This is a genomic window from Vibrio sp. YT-17, assembly GCF_033337375.1.
GTDB classification, from domain to species: domain Bacteria; phylum Pseudomonadota; class Gammaproteobacteria; order Enterobacterales; family Vibrionaceae; genus Vibrio; species Vibrio alginolyticus.
In genome coordinates this window covers 61,461-78,741 of sequence record NZ_JAWOQP010000018.1, presented here as the reverse complement: position 1 = coordinate 78,741, position 17,281 = coordinate 61,461, and the positions used below count along the sequence as shown (strand labels likewise).

General features: G+C 44.1%; 18 protein-coding genes. 11 read left to right on the top strand and 7 right to left on the bottom strand.

What is annotated here, in order from left to right; translation table 11 throughout:
• Position 1 precedes the first annotated feature (1 nt).
• From R7F67_RS17090 to R7F67_RS17080, 3 genes are all read left to right on the top strand, one after another.
• Positions 2-1,195, top strand: a complete 1,194-nt coding sequence (locus tag R7F67_RS17090; protein WP_182039335.1) for a multidrug effflux MFS transporter — start codon at positions 2-4, stop codon at positions 1,193-1,195.
• A gap of 176 nt (positions 1,196-1,371) precedes the next feature.
• Positions 1,372-1,719, top strand: a complete 348-nt coding sequence (locus R7F67_RS17085) for a hypothetical protein (protein WP_005375501.1) — start codon at positions 1,372-1,374, stop codon at positions 1,717-1,719.
• A 133-nt stretch (positions 1,720-1,852) separates the two neighbouring features.
• Positions 1,853-1,987 (top strand): hypothetical protein, encoded by a 135-nt coding sequence (locus R7F67_RS17080; protein ID WP_017635854.1) that lies wholly within the window; start codon positions 1,853-1,855, stop codon positions 1,985-1,987.
• A gap of 127 nt (positions 1,988-2,114) precedes the next feature.
• Here R7F67_RS17080 and R7F67_RS17075 read toward each other — a convergent pair whose 3' ends face one another.
• From R7F67_RS17075 to R7F67_RS17065, 3 genes are all read right to left on the bottom strand, one after another.
• Complete coding sequence (locus tag R7F67_RS17075) at positions 2,115-2,729, bottom strand: glutaredoxin domain-containing protein (RefSeq protein WP_005385185.1); 615 nt, start codon at positions 2,727-2,729, stop codon at positions 2,115-2,117.
• A 43-nt stretch (positions 2,730-2,772) separates the two neighbouring features.
• Positions 2,773-3,630, bottom strand: a complete 858-nt coding sequence (locus R7F67_RS17070) for a DMT family transporter (protein WP_005375542.1) — start codon at positions 3,628-3,630, stop codon at positions 2,773-2,775.
• A 464-nt stretch (positions 3,631-4,094) separates the two neighbouring features.
• Positions 4,095-5,066 carry a porin gene (locus R7F67_RS17065; RefSeq protein WP_318057286.1) on the bottom strand — a complete coding sequence of 324 codons (972 nt, stop codon included), beginning with the start codon at positions 5,064-5,066 and terminating at the stop codon, positions 4,095-4,097.
• 609 nt (positions 5,067-5,675) lie between these two features.
• Here R7F67_RS17065 and R7F67_RS17060 point away from each other — a divergent pair.
• Positions 5,676-6,734 (top strand): porin, encoded by a 1,059-nt coding sequence (locus tag R7F67_RS17060; RefSeq protein ID WP_042521502.1) that lies wholly within the window; start codon positions 5,676-5,678, stop codon positions 6,732-6,734.
• 220 nt (positions 6,735-6,954) lie between these two features.
• The gene (locus R7F67_RS17055; protein ID WP_017635857.1) at positions 6,955-7,569 is read left to right on the top strand and encodes a fumarylacetoacetate hydrolase family protein; all 615 of its coding nucleotides are present in this window, start codon (positions 6,955-6,957) and stop codon (positions 7,567-7,569) included.
• On the opposite strand, the gene R7F67_RS17050 is transcribed toward R7F67_RS17055, so the two are convergent.
• The 3 genes from R7F67_RS17050 to R7F67_RS17040 all read right to left on the bottom strand — a co-directional run bounded on the left by R7F67_RS17050 (position 7,566) and on the right by R7F67_RS17040 (position 9,494).
• Complete coding sequence (locus tag R7F67_RS17050; RefSeq protein ID WP_005385193.1) at positions 7,566-7,877, bottom strand: AzlD domain-containing protein; 312 nt, start codon at positions 7,875-7,877, stop codon at positions 7,566-7,568. The genes R7F67_RS17055 and R7F67_RS17050 overlap by 4 nt on opposite strands.
• A complete protein-coding gene (locus tag R7F67_RS17045) occupies positions 7,877-8,587 on the bottom strand; it encodes an AzlC family ABC transporter permease (protein ID WP_053307845.1) in 711 nt (236 codons plus the stop codon). Before R7F67_RS17045 ends, R7F67_RS17050 begins: the two co-directional genes overlap by 1 nt.
• Positions 8,588-8,666: 79 nt before the next feature.
• Complete coding sequence (locus R7F67_RS17040) at positions 8,667-9,494, bottom strand: AraC family transcriptional regulator (protein WP_005385198.1); 828 nt, start codon at positions 9,492-9,494, stop codon at positions 8,667-8,669.
• 229 nt (positions 9,495-9,723) lie between these two features.
• On the opposite strand from R7F67_RS17040, the gene R7F67_RS17035 reads away from it, so the two are divergent.
• Together R7F67_RS17035 and R7F67_RS17030 are read left to right on the top strand one after the other, a co-directional pair.
• On the top strand, positions 9,724-10,356 hold the full coding sequence (locus R7F67_RS17035) for a LysE family translocator (RefSeq protein ID WP_213869076.1): 633 nt from the start codon (positions 9,724-9,726) through the stop codon (positions 10,354-10,356).
• A gap of 79 nt (positions 10,357-10,435) precedes the next feature.
• The gene (locus R7F67_RS17030) at positions 10,436-10,858 is read left to right on the top strand and encodes a GNAT family N-acetyltransferase (RefSeq protein ID WP_318057285.1); all 423 of its coding nucleotides are present in this window, start codon (positions 10,436-10,438) and stop codon (positions 10,856-10,858) included.
• Between the two features lie 98 nt (positions 10,859-10,956).
• Here R7F67_RS17030 and R7F67_RS17025 read toward each other — a convergent pair whose 3' ends face one another.
• A complete protein-coding gene (locus R7F67_RS17025) occupies positions 10,957-12,651 on the bottom strand; it encodes a phospho-sugar mutase (RefSeq protein ID WP_318057284.1) in 1,695 nt (564 codons plus the stop codon).
• Between the two features lie 330 nt (positions 12,652-12,981).
• Between R7F67_RS17025 and coxB the strand changes: the two genes are divergently transcribed.
• From coxB to R7F67_RS17005, 4 genes are read left to right on the top strand one after another with little or no spacing between them, the layout of a single operon-like run.
• The gene (coxB, locus tag R7F67_RS17020; protein ID WP_053350487.1) at positions 12,982-14,145 is read left to right on the top strand and encodes a cytochrome c oxidase subunit II; all 1,164 of its coding nucleotides are present in this window, start codon (positions 12,982-12,984) and stop codon (positions 14,143-14,145) included.
• Entirely contained in the window at positions 14,142-15,773 is a 1,632-nt protein-coding gene (gene ctaD / locus R7F67_RS17015; protein WP_017821601.1) for a cytochrome c oxidase subunit I, read from the top strand. The genes coxB and ctaD overlap by 4 nt, the downstream gene beginning before the upstream one ends.
• A gap of 20 nt (positions 15,774-15,793) precedes the next feature.
• Positions 15,794-16,333, top strand: coding sequence for a cytochrome c oxidase assembly protein (locus tag R7F67_RS17010; protein ID WP_017821600.1), 540 nt, complete (start codon positions 15,794-15,796; stop codon positions 16,331-16,333).
• Between the two features lie 51 nt (positions 16,334-16,384).
• On the top strand, positions 16,385-17,269 hold the full coding sequence (locus tag R7F67_RS17005) for a cytochrome c oxidase subunit 3 (RefSeq protein WP_005385214.1): 885 nt from the start codon (positions 16,385-16,387) through the stop codon (positions 17,267-17,269).
• Positions 17,270-17,281: the final 12 nt, after the last annotated feature.

Below are 17,281 nucleotides of genomic sequence, written 5' to 3'. Positions count from 1 at the left end.
TTTGCGTAAAACACCATTGTTATTAGCGATGATGATCATTGCCACAGGCCAAGTTGGCGTTAGTATTTATCTTCCTTCTTTGCCATTGATTGGTCATGACTTGAATTTGCCGCAACATTCGATTCAGAATCTCGTCACGCTATTTCTCGTTGGCTTCGGTATCTCTCAGCTTTTTTACGGCCCATTGTCTGATGCGATTGGTCGTCGGCCGGTGTTTATTCTGGGGCAAAGTGTATATCTAGTTGGTACGGTTATTTGCATCGCGTTTTCGGACAACATTGTTGCCCTTGAAGCGGGACGGTTACTGCAAGGCCTAGGAGCGGGCAGCGCTTCGGTACTTGGTCGGTCAGTACTGCGTGATAGTTATGACGGTATGCAATTAACCAAAGCACTATCTTATATTTCAGTCACGGCATCTGTGATGCCAATTATTGCTCCGCTGTTTGGTGGCTGGATTGCTTTTCACCTGAGTTGGCATGCTGTCTTCGTGTTTGTGCTGATTTACTTAATGGCAATTTTTACACTTGGTTTATTGGTGCTGCCAGAAACGCTGCCTTATCCGAAGAGAAAATTTAAAGTAGGCGAAGTAAGCGCGAACTATTTGCGTCTGTTAACGAATACACAAGTGATTGGTAGTGCGAGCTACAACTGGCTTAGTTATTTATCGGCTCTGGTTACGCTTTCCTTGTATCCATTTTTAATGCAACAAGAGTTAGGATTAACGGCGGCAGATTACGGCGCTTTGATGATCATACCATCAGTTGGTTTGCTGACGGGTAGCTTAGTGCTGAATTTGATCAATGCTCGTTACAAAGCTCAGCAAATCTTGCTGATGAGTTTCGCGATTGTTGCTGTTGCTGGCTTCATGTTGTTGGTTACACCCTTCAGTGTATTTTCATTGCTGACGGCATTCACGTGTTTAAGTTTTGCCCAAGGCATGTCATTCCCAGTATCGATCAGTTTGCTACTTTCGCCGCATAAGCAACAGGCAGGCGCGGTTTCTGCGCTATCTGGTTCTATTCAAATGTGTTTAGCAGGTTTGTTTGGTGGGTACTTAGTAGACTCATGGGTTACGAATCAGCAGCAGCTTGGGGTGTTTTATTTGTTTATTGCGTTACTTTCTTGCTTTGTTCTTGTACTAAGCCAATTTCGTAAAGTGCCAGAAGGGACGGTTCAAGCAGAAACTTCCATCTGAATATACTTGCAACCAGAAGGTCGGCTTTCTAAAATGCGCAGCTAAATTAAGTCTGGCCTGTTGTGTATACTGAATGACTTGGTTTGAAAGGAAGAGGGCGAACCTTGATACTTCTCTCAAGCTTGGAATACATTTCTGCCCAATGGCTATCCGATCTCTAATCGTTAGGTGAAAGAATGCAACAAAACGAATTTGAAACACTGGTAAAAGAAATTACTCAGCAAGAAAGCATGCCAAAGGCACTTGAAATCTTGAAGGCGTGTGAGGAAGAAGAAGTTGCACAAGCGGCGCAATCCCTAACGGGTCAGTTTGGCCTTGCAGAAGTTGATGGTGAGAAACGTATTTACCATATTACCACTCAAGAAGATGAGTCCGGAGAAGAGCAAGAATACGTAGAGCACGTCATGAATGAAGGCGATCACTTGATCAAGTTTGCTGCGTGGTTCTTTGAAACATTCTTTGAAATCAAACAGAAAGATACGTACGTCGCAGCGGGTAAAACATACCAACAACCTAAGCGATAGACGCTCATTTCAAGAAATCCACGAAAATCAAACTGAAAGTTAATTACAAAATAAATGTGACTGGAGTCTTGTTTTTATCTAATTGTGGTGTAAAATTACAACATAGTTAAGTCAATACATTCAGGAGAAGGTCATGGGTAACGAACTTGGTGGTGCTTATATTGGCCAGATGATTGCAAAAGACGCGATGCACAAAGCGCTTTACGGTAAAGCGAAGAAGAAAAAAGCTTCTGTTTTTGCTCGTGTTATTAAAAAACTGGCGAAATAATTTAAAAAGCCCTGATTGAAAAATCAGGGCTTTTTGCTTTTCTCTGTTTTGTTGTTAGTAAGTAGCCAACATATTGCACAACATTGGCAAAACGCTACTCAAAGACTGATGACATTTAAATCTAGAATTACGCGGATTGGCTTGGTATCTCCACAACATTGTTAGGCACTTTATCTAGCCCCTTTGCTGATAACCACTTTTCTAAATCGTCAGCGCCTCCAATATATTTTCCATCTAACCAGATTTGCGGCACTGTTACCGGTGTTTTTTCGCCAATGATGGCTTTTACTTCAGGAATCATGCGGTATAAGGCGGCGCTGTCTTTAACTACATCATGGTACTCATACTGAACGCCAGCCTCGTCAAGTAATTGTTTGGCTTTGACACAGTAAGGGCAAGTTGCTTTACCATAAACAATGTTGCCTTTTAGCTCATCGCGTTTTACCCACTCAGCAATAACAGACTGTACAAGCACACCCCGATTCAATGCTTCTCCTTGGCTGATAACTTTCCCTTCGACAAGAAGAATGGGTGCATGCCAAGCACCAGCTTTTAATGGTTCCCACCAGTGCGATAACCAATCTTTTACTTCAAGTTCAACGGGCACATCGGCTAGTTCGTTTTCAAAAGTATCCTTTAAAATATCCTTGGTTAATGTACATTCACCACAAGGAATATTGACTTTGAATGGGCCCCAACTACCAGCCCAGCGATACAGTGTAATTTTGATTGGTTGACTCATATGGGTTCCTCATTTCCTTTCCTGAAAATATAGAACTTTTAAATTAGATTTTTCTTTCAACTAACTTTGTCTTTTTCGCTTCCCAATGCGTAATAAACGCAATAGATGCAATAATAATCGCAGCACCTAACCATAAACGACCAGGTGGCACCCAACCAAACACCAACCAACCAGCAACAACATTCAAAGGCAGTTTGGCGTGATCAAATGGTTGCACAAATGAGGCGTCTGCTACTGCATATGCTTTAACGATAGCCCATTGAGCGAGTGCTGTAAGTGCACCTGCGGCTAAAAGCACACCCCATATCGTCCACGTATCTGGCATAGTAAACGTCGGTATCGCTAACAAGATATTAAATGGTGTTATCAGCAGCAATAAATAGACAACCATGGTTGATGGCGGATCGTTTACCGACATTTTTTTAACCATTAATGAATACGCTGCCCAGAAAAATGCGGCGCCAACAGGGAGCAGGGTCGCCCATGTAAATGAGTCTGCCCAAGGCTCAAGAATGATCATGGCACCAACAAACCCCGTCAATGTAGCGAGCCAGCGTGCAGTACCTACTTTTTCTTTGAGTAACAAGCCAGAACCAACTGTGGCAAATAACGGGGAGGTCATGAGAAGTGCAATACCTTGCCAAATTGGAACTGGGTAAGCGAGAGCCCATAACCAAAGTTGAATCCCGATAACAGAGAGAAAAATGCGGAATGCATGCCAGCCAAAGTGTTGGGTTCTTAAAGAACGTCTAATCCCAAGTGTACGTAGGTAGGGCAGAATAACAAATAAGGCGATTGCATATTGGAATAACGCAAATGTGGTGGAGGAGACACCAAAGTTGATGCTAGCAATTTGGGCGAAGCTGTTCACTATGGCGAATGCCAAGCCAGCTGTTAGCATCCAGGACGCACCTTGAACAGGATGATGATTCAATTGAAAAATTCCAGTTTGATAGAGGTGGCGGGATCATACGTCCTATTGTTTTTCGCGCCAATAAAAAAATGCCTCCCAGAGGGAGGCGACATTACCAATTCAAAGGACGTGCCTGTTATAACAGGTACAAAGAACGAGAAGCACAAACGCTGCCATGCATTTGCATAAATAATATTGCAGAACACGTGCCAACTTTTATATGTTTGATTTTAAATGGTTTTTTGGTTTTTCTATGTTGTCGATTAGATGAAATGCACTAACTTAGTGATCAATCGCATTAAAAGAGGGCAGAAGTAGGCGTCGTTACGCTCGTTTTTCATTGCTGAGCGATGCTTGGATAGTGTGAAAACTTATCGAGTTGTGTTGGGTTAAATAAAAAATGGCCAGCAAAGGTGCTGGCCAAGTGGACTCGCTCTTAGGACAAGAGTGAATTAGAAATCGTAACGTACGCCTAGGCGCAGTGTATCTTCGCCTTCTGTTACTAGACCTGTTGTTGCATCTTTTGCTTCATCAAGTTGGTTGATGTAGTAAGACAGGTAAGTACGGAAGTTGCTGTTTAGTTTGTAGTAACCAACAAGCTCGATACCTTCAACGGTGTCGTACTTTGAACCGTTGTCTGGATCATTCTCTTGAGCTGTGTATAGAGCTGCAAGTGTCACTTTGCTTGCTACTTTGTAGCTTGCGACTAGCTCGTAAGCCGTAAAGTCTTCAGAGTCAGTCAGGGAACCTTGAGAATAAGTACCTGCTAGGTAAAGGTTGTCCATCGAGTAAGCGATACCACCTAGAATTTGATCTTCAGAGTTATCTTTATCTACATCGCCACCAGAGTATGCAAGACCAAAGTCGAGGCCCATTGGTAGTGAGTACATTCCAGAGATGCCGTATTTATCTTCGTTATCGCTAGAGTTTGCTTGGTAGGTTGCTTGAAGTTGTAGTGCATCAAACGCACCACGGTATGCGAAAACGCTGTCTTGCTTATCAGAAGACGAATCAATAACTTGCTGAACACCAGAGAATTCAGTGATATCCGTCATGTCAGAGATGATGACTGCAGCCATGTCTTGACGACCTACAGAGAAAGCACCGATATCAGAGTCGACGCCTGCATACATGTAGCGGTTTTTGAATTCACTCTTGCCCGTTTTTTGTTCGGCTTCGTAAACACCGAAAGCAGAAAGGCCGTTGCCGATGTCTGTTTTACCTTTTAGGTTAAGACGAGCACGGCTTTTATCTTCCATAGAACCTTCAACTTCAGTACCGTCTGAACCGATGAAGTCACCACGAAACTCAACGCGGCCGCCAACTTTTAATTCAGTACCGTCGTTTTTGTATACAGTTGCTGCGAATGATGGTGCTGATACCAATGCTGTAAGAATTGCAGTAGTTAGTGCTGCCTTTTTCATTTTCTTATTACCCTAGTTGTAATCGATGGGCTTTCTTGCCCGATGTGTTGATGACGCTAAGGTAAAGGCTGAAAATGAAAGATAGATTTCTGTTAAGTTATGATTTGATTGCACTTTTATTGCTGGCGAGAATAAGTGCCCCTTCTCATACCACTTATAAAAAGAAAGGTTTATCTTTTTTGAGGTTTTTTCCTCTCCGTTGAAGACTGTGTTTTTTTCAAAAAGTTCCTGAATTGTTTCTTGACCCTAAATGTAAGTAAACATTTCAATTTGGCAGGGAAGTTTGGCCTAAAAATAGCGAATCATCAGCTATTTGTGAGCTAACTCTCTCTAAAGCATTTCTTATTGTAAGGTTTTTATTTCTCGATTTCTTGAAGGCTAAGTAAACGATTGCTTTTTAGGTTTTGTCTGAGATCTTTTCACTCGGTTGTCAGGAACTAATCAAATAAAGTGTCGGCAGTTGTTACACAAAGGTAAAACTAATCTGGTGGAAACGATGCCTCGGATAGCCTTTGTATTCCTCTCTTTGTTCATCATTTCGTTTTTACGAAAGTGAACCAAAGCCGGGTCTAAAACTGACTAACCAACTAATAAGTAATGGATTTAGAAATGAATAAAAAATTATTAGCAGCGGCAATCGCGGCAGCAACCTTCGGTACTCAAGCAGTTGCAGTGGAACTATATAATAACGATGGCACAACATTTTCGATGGGCGGCCACGTTTCTGTTAATTTAAATGGATCAGAGCAAGGTGACACGGATGTGGGTACTAACTCTCCTCGTATCAATATCTCTGCGACACAGGATTTGGGTAATGGCTTTACCGCAGACGCACGTGGTGAATGGGCGCTAAACTACTTAGACGGTGGTGAAGAGTCGTTTAAAACTCGTCTAGGTTACTTAGGTATAACGCATGAGGTTTATGGTCGTGCAGTAGGTGGTACGCAATGGTCACCTTACTACGATGTCGCAGGTATTGCAGATATGCCAATCGCGTTTGCCAACGACTTCATCTATGACGATCATGGAAACCTTGGCACTGGCCGTGCGGATAAAATGCTTTCTTACCGTAATGCCATCGAGCTGGGTGAAGCGGGTGTGATCAACTTTGGTCTTGGTTGGCAGGGTGCAAACGATGATTACACGCGCAACGATGCTGGAGTTATAACTGGCGGTGCTAAATACGATGACCGTGTGCAAGCTGCGCTTTCTTACTCAATCATGGGCGCTAAAATCGGTTACTCATACAATGGCGGTGATTTCCAGCACCCTGCATATGCAGGTAAGCACACGGCGGAATCACACGTTGTATCAGCATCTTACGGTGCGTACGGCCAAGGCCTATTCCTTGCTGCGGTTTATGGTTCAAACGAAAACATGAACTTCAGTGCAAAAGGCGACCGTTTAGAAGAAAGTGATGCATACGAAGCGATCATCGCATACGCTCTAGCAAACAGCCTAAACTTGAGTGTTAACTATGAGATGGTGGAAGGTAAAGAGTTTAAGAGCTCTAAAACAGAAACTGCTCGTGAAGAAATGGCACTACAAGCAGAATACAACTTCACGCCTAAATTTGTTGGTTACGCGGGTTACCAGTTTGACCTAAATGACGACAATGGTCGTGAAACTGATGACAAATGGGCGTTAGGTGCTCGTTACTACCTATAATAGGATTTAGCGAGAACTATTATTCAGCTCATTGATCTAAAGCCAGCCTCGTGCTGGCTTTTTTGTCTATTTGTTTTACAAATACTTTGCTGTTTCAATTAGATGATACAAAACTCAAAACGGGGTGAATGTCTTATTTTTTACACTAGAGGTGGCTATTTAGTGTCGTTAAGTCAATAGGTTAGATTATGATGGGGTTTTTGTTTTGCAGGGAAGAATGATGAGTGTTATTCAAGTTGAAGAAAAGAAAGTAGAAGTGGGTAAAGTGCTTTGTGTTGGACGAAATTACGTTGAACACATTCATGAGCTTAATAATGCAATGCCTGAGCAAATGGTGGTATTTAATAAACCCGCAACTTCCGTATCAACAACTCTGCGTTCATTCCATCAAGAGCCCCTTCATTATGAGGCTGAAATCTGCTTTTTGATCAAGGATGGACGTTATTCAGCGGTTGGTTTGGGATTGGATCTGACCAAGCGTGGTTTGCAATCCTCGCTTAAAAATCAGGGGTTGCCGTGGGAGCGAGCTAAGGCATTTGATGGCTCTGCTGTGTTTAGTCGGTTTGTCTCTTTGGATAACATTGATATCAATGATCTTAACCTTGAGCTCTTAATCAACTGTGTTCGTGTACAAAAAGGTCACGTTAACCAAATGCTCTATCCGCCGCTAACTATCCTGGATGAATTAACCAGTTACACAACACTTCAAGATGGCGATGTAGTGATGACCGGTACACCAAAGGGCGTTGGTGAGGTACATGAAGGTGACATCTTCCTTGGTCGATTAAAGTGTGGCGATGTCACCTTGTTGGAGATTGAGTGGTTGGCGGATTAAAGCCAAATTCGTAGAACGAGAAATACCACCATACTGATAACCGTCGTTAAAAGAACATTTTTAGTAAAATACGCGATTAAAGCAGCCAGTACGGCAGCCAGTAAAAATGGGTTTTGCACATTGACGCTGAGCTCCCCATCGGGAATGAAAACGATAGGTGCCCAGATCGCAGTCAGTACTGCGGGGCTAGCGTAATTGAGTACTTTTTGAGTGCGCGTCCCTAATCGCAATGGTAGCTTGGGTTCTAAAAACAAGTAGCGGCTGGTGAAAACAAGTACCGTCATCAGCAAAATAGCCAACATGATCATTAGCGTTTCTCCTTTACTTGTTCCACAAAGTAACCAGTAAGCATGGCTAAAATGCTTGAAATCATCAAACTTCCCTCAATTTGATAATAGGTTAGGGCAACTGAGCTCACCAAAGCCACAATAACACTCGCGAGCACTGCTGCATTTTTAATGGTGGGTACTACTATCGCGATAAAAGTTGCGGCTACAGCAAATTCCAAACCCATTTCGTTCAGTTCAGGGATTAGACTTCCCGCAATAATGCCCGTCAATGTCGCGACATTCCAAAACAGGTAAAAACTCAGACCAGCCCCAAGTGCATACCAGCGATTAAACTGTTTATCGGAATGGTGGCCTACAATCGCAAACAGCTCGTCAGTAAGTAAGAAGCCGAGTGATAATCGCCATTTTAGAGGGAGCGGTGCAATTTTACTGCGCATCGATACACTGTAGAGGAAGTGTCGAGAGGTGATAAAAAACGTTGTCAGTAACATGGTCACTAGACCTGCTCCCGTTTTAATCATTCCCATCGCGACGAGCTGTGCAGAACCTGCGAACAAAATGGCGGATAGTGCTTGCCCTTCCAAAGGGTGAAGCCCAGTATCAATTGCGAATGAGCCTGCGAGTAAGCCCCAAGGGAGCACTGCGATACTCAGAGGCATCATCGCAAGTGTACCTTGCCAAAATAGCGTGGCTTTTGATTCTTTTTGTAACTGCAAAGAGTGGTCCATAGTTTCTTCTTATTTATTCCTAAATCAGATTACCAAGATAGCTCGGTAGTGGCATAACGCCTTGTACAATATTGCTGCTTTAGCTGTGACGGACGTATTGGCCGGGAGTGACGCCCATGGCTTTTTTAAAGTGTCGATGCAGATGGCTTTGATCATGGAAGCCGCATTCTTGTGCCACGTCTGAAATTTTTTGTCCCATTTTTAGTAGCTTCTTCGCCATACGTAAACGTTGCTGAATTTGATAGGCATGAGGCGGAAAGCCAAATTGCTTTTGAAACTCTCTCAGCAGATGAAAAGGGCTTAATCCAGACAGTTTCGCGAGTTCTTCTAGTGAGACGTCCGTTTGTGGAAAGTCTTCCAAAAATTCTCTGACTAGCTGCACTTGTCGCTGAGCTCTGGTTGACTCTTTCAGTGGTGCCCGATGAGTGCTGTGTTTACTGGCTAGCTTGATCAACGTGCCGTAAACCAAAGTTTCTCTCAATAAACGGTTGTCTGATTTTTCTAGTGTTTCAAATACCAGTCGTAACTGACTAGCCAGCTCAGGATCGTAAACCACAGGTTGAGGGAAATAGGGCAGAGCTACATTTGGTGAGCCAAGCTCTTGTCCTAAAGTTTGAAACTGCTGAGGTACGGGGTACATTGCTTTGTATTCCCAGCCGCCTTCCGAGGCTGAATGCCCGTTGTGTACTTCATCTGCATTAACAAGGATGATGCTGTCCTGTGGCGCGATATGATTCCCGCCCGTCCTAAAAAATTGTTGTGCCCCTTTTTCGATGACACCAATAGTGTAACCTTCGTGGCTATGGCGTGAAAAATTCTGCTTCTCATACTTTGCATCGAGAAGCTCTAAACCTCCGAGCTCTTGAGCTATCTTGAAGGTAGCGATTTCCTTATTCTTTTCTTTCATCTTTATCCGGTCTGCTCAAGAAAATCATTTTAGAAGTGTAACGGATCCATCGTGCTTATTTTTGTACAAAATTGCTATTCGATTTTGATAAACAGGCGAATTGATTGCTATTTTTCACATGGGCAAACTATGATTTTTATTTTTTGAATTATCTTGGCTATTTTGGGCTGGATGATGTCATTTTGTTGGTATAACATTCGCCGCCTTGTTGTAGAAAAGCGGTTTCATCATGATTGATTTATCTGTACTTCCTGTTTATCTCACCGCAGTAATGGCTTTGTTGCTATTACCAGGGCCCGATATGTTGCTGATAGCGAGTTCTAGTATGAGTTACGGTAAGAAGGTCGGTCTTTTTGCTAGCTTAGGCAATGCGACGTCTGGTGTTATTCTTACTTTGCTTGCTGCGATGGGCGTATCTACCCTGATTGCCATGAGCCCAATAGCCCTTAAAGTCCTTCATCTACTAGGTGGCGCTTACTTGTTAAAAATGGGTTGGGACTGCTTACGAGCTGAGGCATCTTCGGCTCCAGAGCTTGATGGTCAAAACAAAATGGCATCAACTTATTATCAACGTGCTTTGATGAGTAATTTGCTCAACCCTAAAGCCTTGGTCTTTTTTGTGATGTTTTTGCCGCAGTTTGTCTCAAGCAATATCACTGCATCTTCCGGTGAGCAGATGCTAGCGCTAGGGTTATTGTTGAACGTTCTTGGCTTGTCATTCAATTTATTACTTGTTGGGTTAGCAGGCACATTGGGCAAAGGGCTGCTCGAGAACGAAAAATTCCGCACGTATCAACATAAACTAATGGGGTTAGTGTTTGTTATTCTGGCGTTGTGGATGCTGAGTAGTTTCGCCTTGTAAAGTTATCATATTCCATTAGAAAGCCAGCAATTGCTGGCTTTTTGTTTTAGGATATTGGTGTTTCCTAAGGAGAGGATATATGAAGCTTGAATTTTGTTTAAATCCAGATCAAACAGACCTTGATTTTGTTCGTGAAGGTATTCGATCTCATAACCGACTGCATTTACCTGAAGGGGAAGTGCATGCTGTAGGCTGTTTCGCAAAAGATGAGAATGGCAAGATCATGGGTGGCTTGACTGGCGAAATGTTTAAAAATACGGTGTTTGTTGAGTTTTTGTGGGTAGACGCTGAAAGTCGAACCTCTGGTCTCGGTAGTCAATTAATGTCGATGCTAGAACAAAAAGTAAAGCCTCATGGGGTTACCCATGTTTATTTGGATACCTACAGCTTTCAAGCTCTTGAGTTCTATCTCAAATTAGGTTTTGAGAAAGTGGGGCAGTACTCAGGCTATCCTGTAGAGGGCATCCACAAGTACTTTCTACAAAAGGAAATTGCAGGCTAGGGAAAGCACGGGTTAGCTTGACTTGTTCTAGTTAAAATCAAAAAAGAGGCGCGAATTTGCGCCTCTTGTTGTATCAAATATCTATGTTTCTCTTTGACTTACAAACTTTGCTGGTGCGCGTCGATAAGTTCGTTCATCTTCGCTTCTGCTGCTTGCTGTGCTTGTTCATAGCTCATATCCGCAGGGAAGAGGTTGATGACTTCGTAGTAACATTTTAGTTTTGGCTCAGTACCAGAAGGACGAACAATCACGCGAGATTGATCTTCTAGGTGATAAATCAATACGTCACTTGCTGGTAAGTCAATGGATTCTTCAGAGCCGTCGTCAAACATGCGAACCGATGTTTTAAGATCTTCGGTTACTGCAACTTTTTTACCAGCAATCTCTGTTGGTGGATTTGCTCGGAGTTTGTCGCCGATTGGTGGAGAGTTCGGGTCGAGAGCGATGCTGCGTTGTGCGTTGAAGTAGAAACCGTGCTCGCGGTACAGCTCTTCCAGTTTATCCCACAGTGTTTTGCCTTGCGCTTTATGCTTGCCTGTTAGCTGTGAAAACGCGACGATTGCAGATAAACCATCTTTATCCCACACCTTGTTACCCACGGTATAACCGAGCGCTTCCTCATAAGCAAACAAGAATGGGTTGGTTTCTGTCTCTTGTTCCATGGCAACGTTAGTAAGCCATTTAAAGCCAGTTAATGTTTGATAGTATTGTGCGCCATGCGCCTTAGCGATGCTACTCAGCATTCTTGAAGATACGATGGTGTTGCCAACCAAAGCGTTAGGTTGCTGTTCCAACAAGTAATCGCCAAACAGTGAGCCCACCTGATCACCCGTTAGCATTTGATACTCGCCATCTGGGCGTTTAACTGCCACGGCAAAACGGTCCGCATCTGGATCGTTAGCGCAAGCGATATCGGCATCTACGGACTTACCTAACGCCATCACCATATCCATTGCACCGGCTTCTTCAGGGTTTGGGAAGTTGACGGTTGGGAAGCTTCCATCAGGTTCGCGCTGTTCCTTAACACTTGCCACTTTTTGGAAGCCTGCGTCGGCAAGTAGCGTTTCCGCCATATTCGCGCCAACGCCATGCATTGCGGTGTAAGCAATAGATATATCGGTATTGTTGTCAGGAGTAAGCAGCGCGTTTTCGTTCATTGTCTTACGGTAAGTTTGGTAGTAGTCGTCTTCCAACCAAACTAACAAACCGTGCTGTTTTGCATCATCGAGAGACATTAAAGGTAATGGCTTCGTTGTTGCGTCATTAATTTTCGCTGCGATTCCAGAGTCGTGTGGAGGAATAATCTGTGCGCCATTCTCCCAATATACTTTAAAGCCATTGTATTCTGGTGGATTGTGACTGGCAGTAACAACAACAGCGGCCGCCGCATTCAATGTACGGACACCAAACGCGACAATTGGGGTTGCTGCAACGTCATACGTTAGGTAAACCTTGATACCAAGGGCCGTCAGTACGGATGCGGTATCATGCGCGAATTGTTTTGAATCGGGACGACCGTCGTAGCCAATAACGACACCACGACTCGCGGCATCCTTGACTTGCTCAAGCAAATAGTTCCCTAAACCAGTGGCGGTCTCTTGAATCACCAAGCGGTTCATTCGGTTTGGACCTGCGCCCACTTTGCCACGTAAGCCTGCAGTACCAAAGGCAAGGCGTGAGCCAAAGCGATCAGTAAGCTCTTGTTCATTGTTCGTATCGACGAGGTGTTGTAGCTCTTCACGAGTCTTAGGATCAGGGTCTCGTTTTAGCCATTGCGTAATTAGTGCTGTCATATCAATCATTCCTTAGTAGGGGGAGCCTACTTTCTTGGACACTTCGTTTGGTAAGTATCTCAATGTTTTCTTTTAAATCAATGTAAATGGTTCTCAATTACATTTCAAAGAGGGCAATCGATAAACCGAATTAATTTTTCTTATCCGAACAAAATTTAATCATATTTAATTTCTTGAAGAACCTTGGAACTATAACTAGCCTTTTAACATAAATATAACAAACCGTGTCGAAATCGTAGTTTTTGTGATTTTTCGTAAAGTTGTTCGATATTTGCATCGGGACGCAAGGAAGCTCGCGTAGGCGTAGCGGCTGAGCAGAGGAGAGATCTTTTGAAAAGATTAACGACTACTCTAGCCTTATCACTGAATGTGATTTTAATCACATTTTCCTCTTTTGGTTGGTCAAAGGAAAATGACTACAACATGACAAAAGGGGTCACAGAGATAAGTGGGCAAGTGTATGAATTACATATGCTGATTTTCTATATCTGCTGTGTAATTGCTTTGATTGTTTTTGGTGTGATGTTCTATTCCATCTTCCGTCATCGCAAGTCAAAAGGAGCAGTTGCCGCACATTTCCATGAAAGTACAAAAGTGGAAATTATTTGGACGGTCATACCCATCATCATTCTTGTCGCTATGGCGATTCCCGCAACAAAAACTCTAGTAGCAATGGAAGACACAAGCCAATCGGATATCACGGTCAAGATCACAGGCTCACAATGGAAATGGCATTACAGCTATTTTGGCGAAGATGTTGAGTTTTTTAGTTTGCTTGCCACCAGCCAAAAACAAATTGATGGAATCGAAGCTAAAGGCGCACATTACTTACTGGAAGTAGATAACCCTTTGGTGTTGCCTGTGAATCGCAAAGTGCGTTTTTTGATGACTTCTGATGATGTCATTCACTCTTGGTGGGTACCGGACTTTGCCGTCAAGAAAGACACCATTCCAGGTTTTATTAATGAAGCATGGACAAGAATTGATGAGCCAGGCGTATATCGCGGTCAGTGTGCGGAGCTATGTGGTCGTGCACACGGATTTATGCCAGTGGTGGTGCATGCGATGGAAGAAGAAAAGTTCGATGAATGGCTAGCGAGTAAGAAGGAAGAACTCGCGCTTCAAAAAGCGGCGGCACAAGAAGCGCTCTCTCAAGACTTATCTATGGACGAATTGATGTCGCAAGGCGAATCGATATACACGGCGCGTTGCGCTGTGTGTCATCAGGCAAATGGTGAGGGGATTCCGGGTGCATTTCCCGCGATTAAAGGCAGTCCTATTGCAACCGGAGACGTTACAGAGCACATAGATATTATTGTCAACGGTCGCCCAGGCACCGCAATGCAGGCTTTTTCTAATCAGTTAAGTGACAAAGAAATTGGCGCGGTTATCACATATCAACGAAATGCATGGGGCAACGATACTGGCGATACAGTGCAAGCATCCGATGTGAATGCCTTTAAGGCACAAGACAGTGCTAAGGAGGAAATATGAGTAAGCCAATAGATAAGGCAGTGAAGTCTGCGCCAGCAGAAGCCAGTGCGAACAGTACCATTGCGATTGATGATGGTCACGAGCATCATGCCCCCCAGGGCATCACTCGTTGGTTGTATTCTACAAGTCATAAAGACATAGGCACCCTCTACCTTTGGTTTAGCTTTGCGATGTTTCTAACAGGTGGTGCGATGGCTATGATCATTCGTGCCGAACTGTTCCAGCCAGGGCTACAGCTAGTCGATCCGCAGTTTTTTAATCAAATGACCACGGTACACGGTTTAGTGATGGTATTTGGTGCGGTGATGCCAGCATTTACGGGTCTTGCTAACTGGATGATCCCGATGATGATCGGCGCTCCTGATATGGCGCTGCCGCGCATGAACAACTTGAGCTTTTGGATCTTACCTTTTGCATTTCTTATTTTGTTGAGCTCGTTGTTTTTACCTGGCGGCGGTCCTGATTTTGGTTGGACGTTTTATGCTCCGCTGTCCACGACTTATGGACCAGATAGCACTGCGCTGTTTGTATTCTCTGTGCATATCATGGGTATCAGCTCCATTATGGGCGCGATCAACGTTATCGTGACGATCGTAAATATGCGAGCTCCGGGAATGACTTGGTTCAAGTTACCAATGTTTGTTTGGACTTGGCTAATCACCGCTTTCTTGTTGATCGCGGTTATGCCGGTACTAGCGGGTGCGGTGACCATGGTTCTTACTGACAAATATTTCGGGACTAGCTTCTTTGACGCAGCTGGTGGTGGTGACCCGGTAATGTTCCAACACATCTTTTGGTTCTTTGGTCACCCAGAAGTGTACATCATGATTTTACCGTCGTTTGGAATCATCTCCGCCATTCTGCCTGCTTTCAGTGGTAAGAAGCTGTTTGGTTATCATTCGATGGTTTACGCGACGTGCAGCATTGCATTGTTATCTTTCCTTGTGTGGGCGCACCACATGTTTACCACGGGGATGCCAGTTTTTGCTGAGCTCTTCTTCATGTATTGCACTATGCTGATTGCGGTACCAACGGGGGTTAAAGTCTTTAACTGGGTTGCCACCATGTGGCGTGGAGCTCTGACATTTGAAACGCCAATGTTGTTTGCCATTGCCTTTATTGTGCTGTTTACCATTGGTGGCTTCTCGGGACTGATGTTGGCGATTGTGCCGGCGGACTTCCAATATCATGACACTTACTTCGTAGTTGCCCATTTCCATTATGTGTTGGTATCTGGTGCGGTATTCTCGATCATGGCAGCGGCATACTACTGGCTACCTAAGTGGACGGGTAATATGTACGACCACAAGCTGAGTTTATGGCATTTCTGGTGCTCAATTATTTCCGTCAATGTCCTGTTTTTCCCAATGCACTTCCTAGGCTTAGCGGGCATGCCAAGACGCATACCGGATTACGCCATTCAGTTTGCTGATGTTAATCAAATAGTATCAATTGGTGGGTTTGCATTTGGGTTGTCACAACTGATCTTCTTATGGTTGGTGATCAAGTGTATTCGTGGCGGGGAAAAGGCTTCTGCAAAACCGTGGGAACGTGCGGAGGGCTTAGAGTGGACAGTGCCAAGCCCTGCGCCACATCATACGTTTACTACACCGCCTGAGATTGACTAGCAAAGAGTGGGGTGAGTGACATGAAACCGAATCCATCAAACAAGAAGCTCACAGTGAAGTTACTTTTGGCGACCCTGTTAATGTTTGGCTTCGGCTATGCACTGGTCCCACTTTATGACGTGATGTGCGACGCATTGGGAATCAATGGAAAGACAAGTGAAGTGGCCGCTATTCAACCGACAGGTATGCAGCCGGACATGAGCCGAACTATTCGCGTGGAGTTTATGGCGCATGTAAGCCCAGATATGCCTTGGGAGTTTAGACCCAAAGTGATTTCGATGGATGTTCACCCAGGTGAAGTTGTGCAAACTGAATACCTTGCATTTAATGAAAGCGGGCAGAAGTTGGTGGGGCAAGCCGTTCCTTCTGTTTCTCCCGGGACTGGAGCTGCTTACTTCAATAAGATTGAGTGTTTTTGTTTTAACCAGCAGCCTCTGGATGGTAAACAGCAAGCTCAAATGCCGTTGATTTTTTATATCGAACCGGACTTGCCTGAGTCTATACACACGTTAACGCTGTCTTACACACTCTATAAACTTCCCCCTCCTACAGGCTCTTAGCCACTCAGGGAGAGAGATACAGACCAAGGTTGGTCAGTAAGGAGAGAAATTATGAGTAACAAGCCAGGAACATATTATGTTCCCGCTCAAAGTAGCTGGCCGATCATCGGTGCATTTGCTCTGTTTTTGGTTGCTGTTGGCGCGGGCATGACCGTCCAGGGGACACAAAGTGACGGTGCAGTGGGAACCATTGGTGGCATTGTGCTAGCGGTGGGCTTCTTGTTCTTGCTTTACATGTTGGCTGGTTGGTTTAGTAATGTGATTACTGAATCACTGAGTGGAAAATACAGCTCGCAAATTACTCGTTCTTTTCGCCAAGGAATGAGCTGGTTTATCTTTTCTGAAGTGATGTTTTTTGGTGCCTTTTTTGGTGCCTTGTTCTACGCCAGAATGATTTCTGTGCCTTGGTTAGGTGGGGCAGATAATAACTTCATGACTAACGAAGTCCTGTGGCCAACCTTCGAAGCGATGTGGCCACTCACACTGACACCGGGAGGAGAAACAACACAAGCTATGCCGTGGCAGGGCATACCCCTTACCAATACTATCTTGCTGCTATTGTCGTCTATTACGCTACATATGGCGCATATAAGCCTTGAACAAGACAAAAGAACGGCACTGATTGTTTGGTTAGAGATAACCATCGTACTTGCTGGCTTTTTTCTATATTACCAAGCGGTTGAGTATGTTCATGCTTATCAAGACATAGGGCTCACGTTGCAGTCCGGTATTTACGGTAACACGTTCTTCATGTTGACGGGGTTCCACGGTTTACACGTTTGTCTTGGGACTATCTTCTTGATCGTGCTGCTGTTCAGAATCGCTAAAGATCACTTTTCGCCAAAGAACCATTTTGCCTTTCAAGCCGGCAGCTGGTATTGGCATTTCGTGGATGTGGTTTGGTTATGTCTGTTTGTGTTTGTTTACGTACTTTAGGCGCAGTGTGAA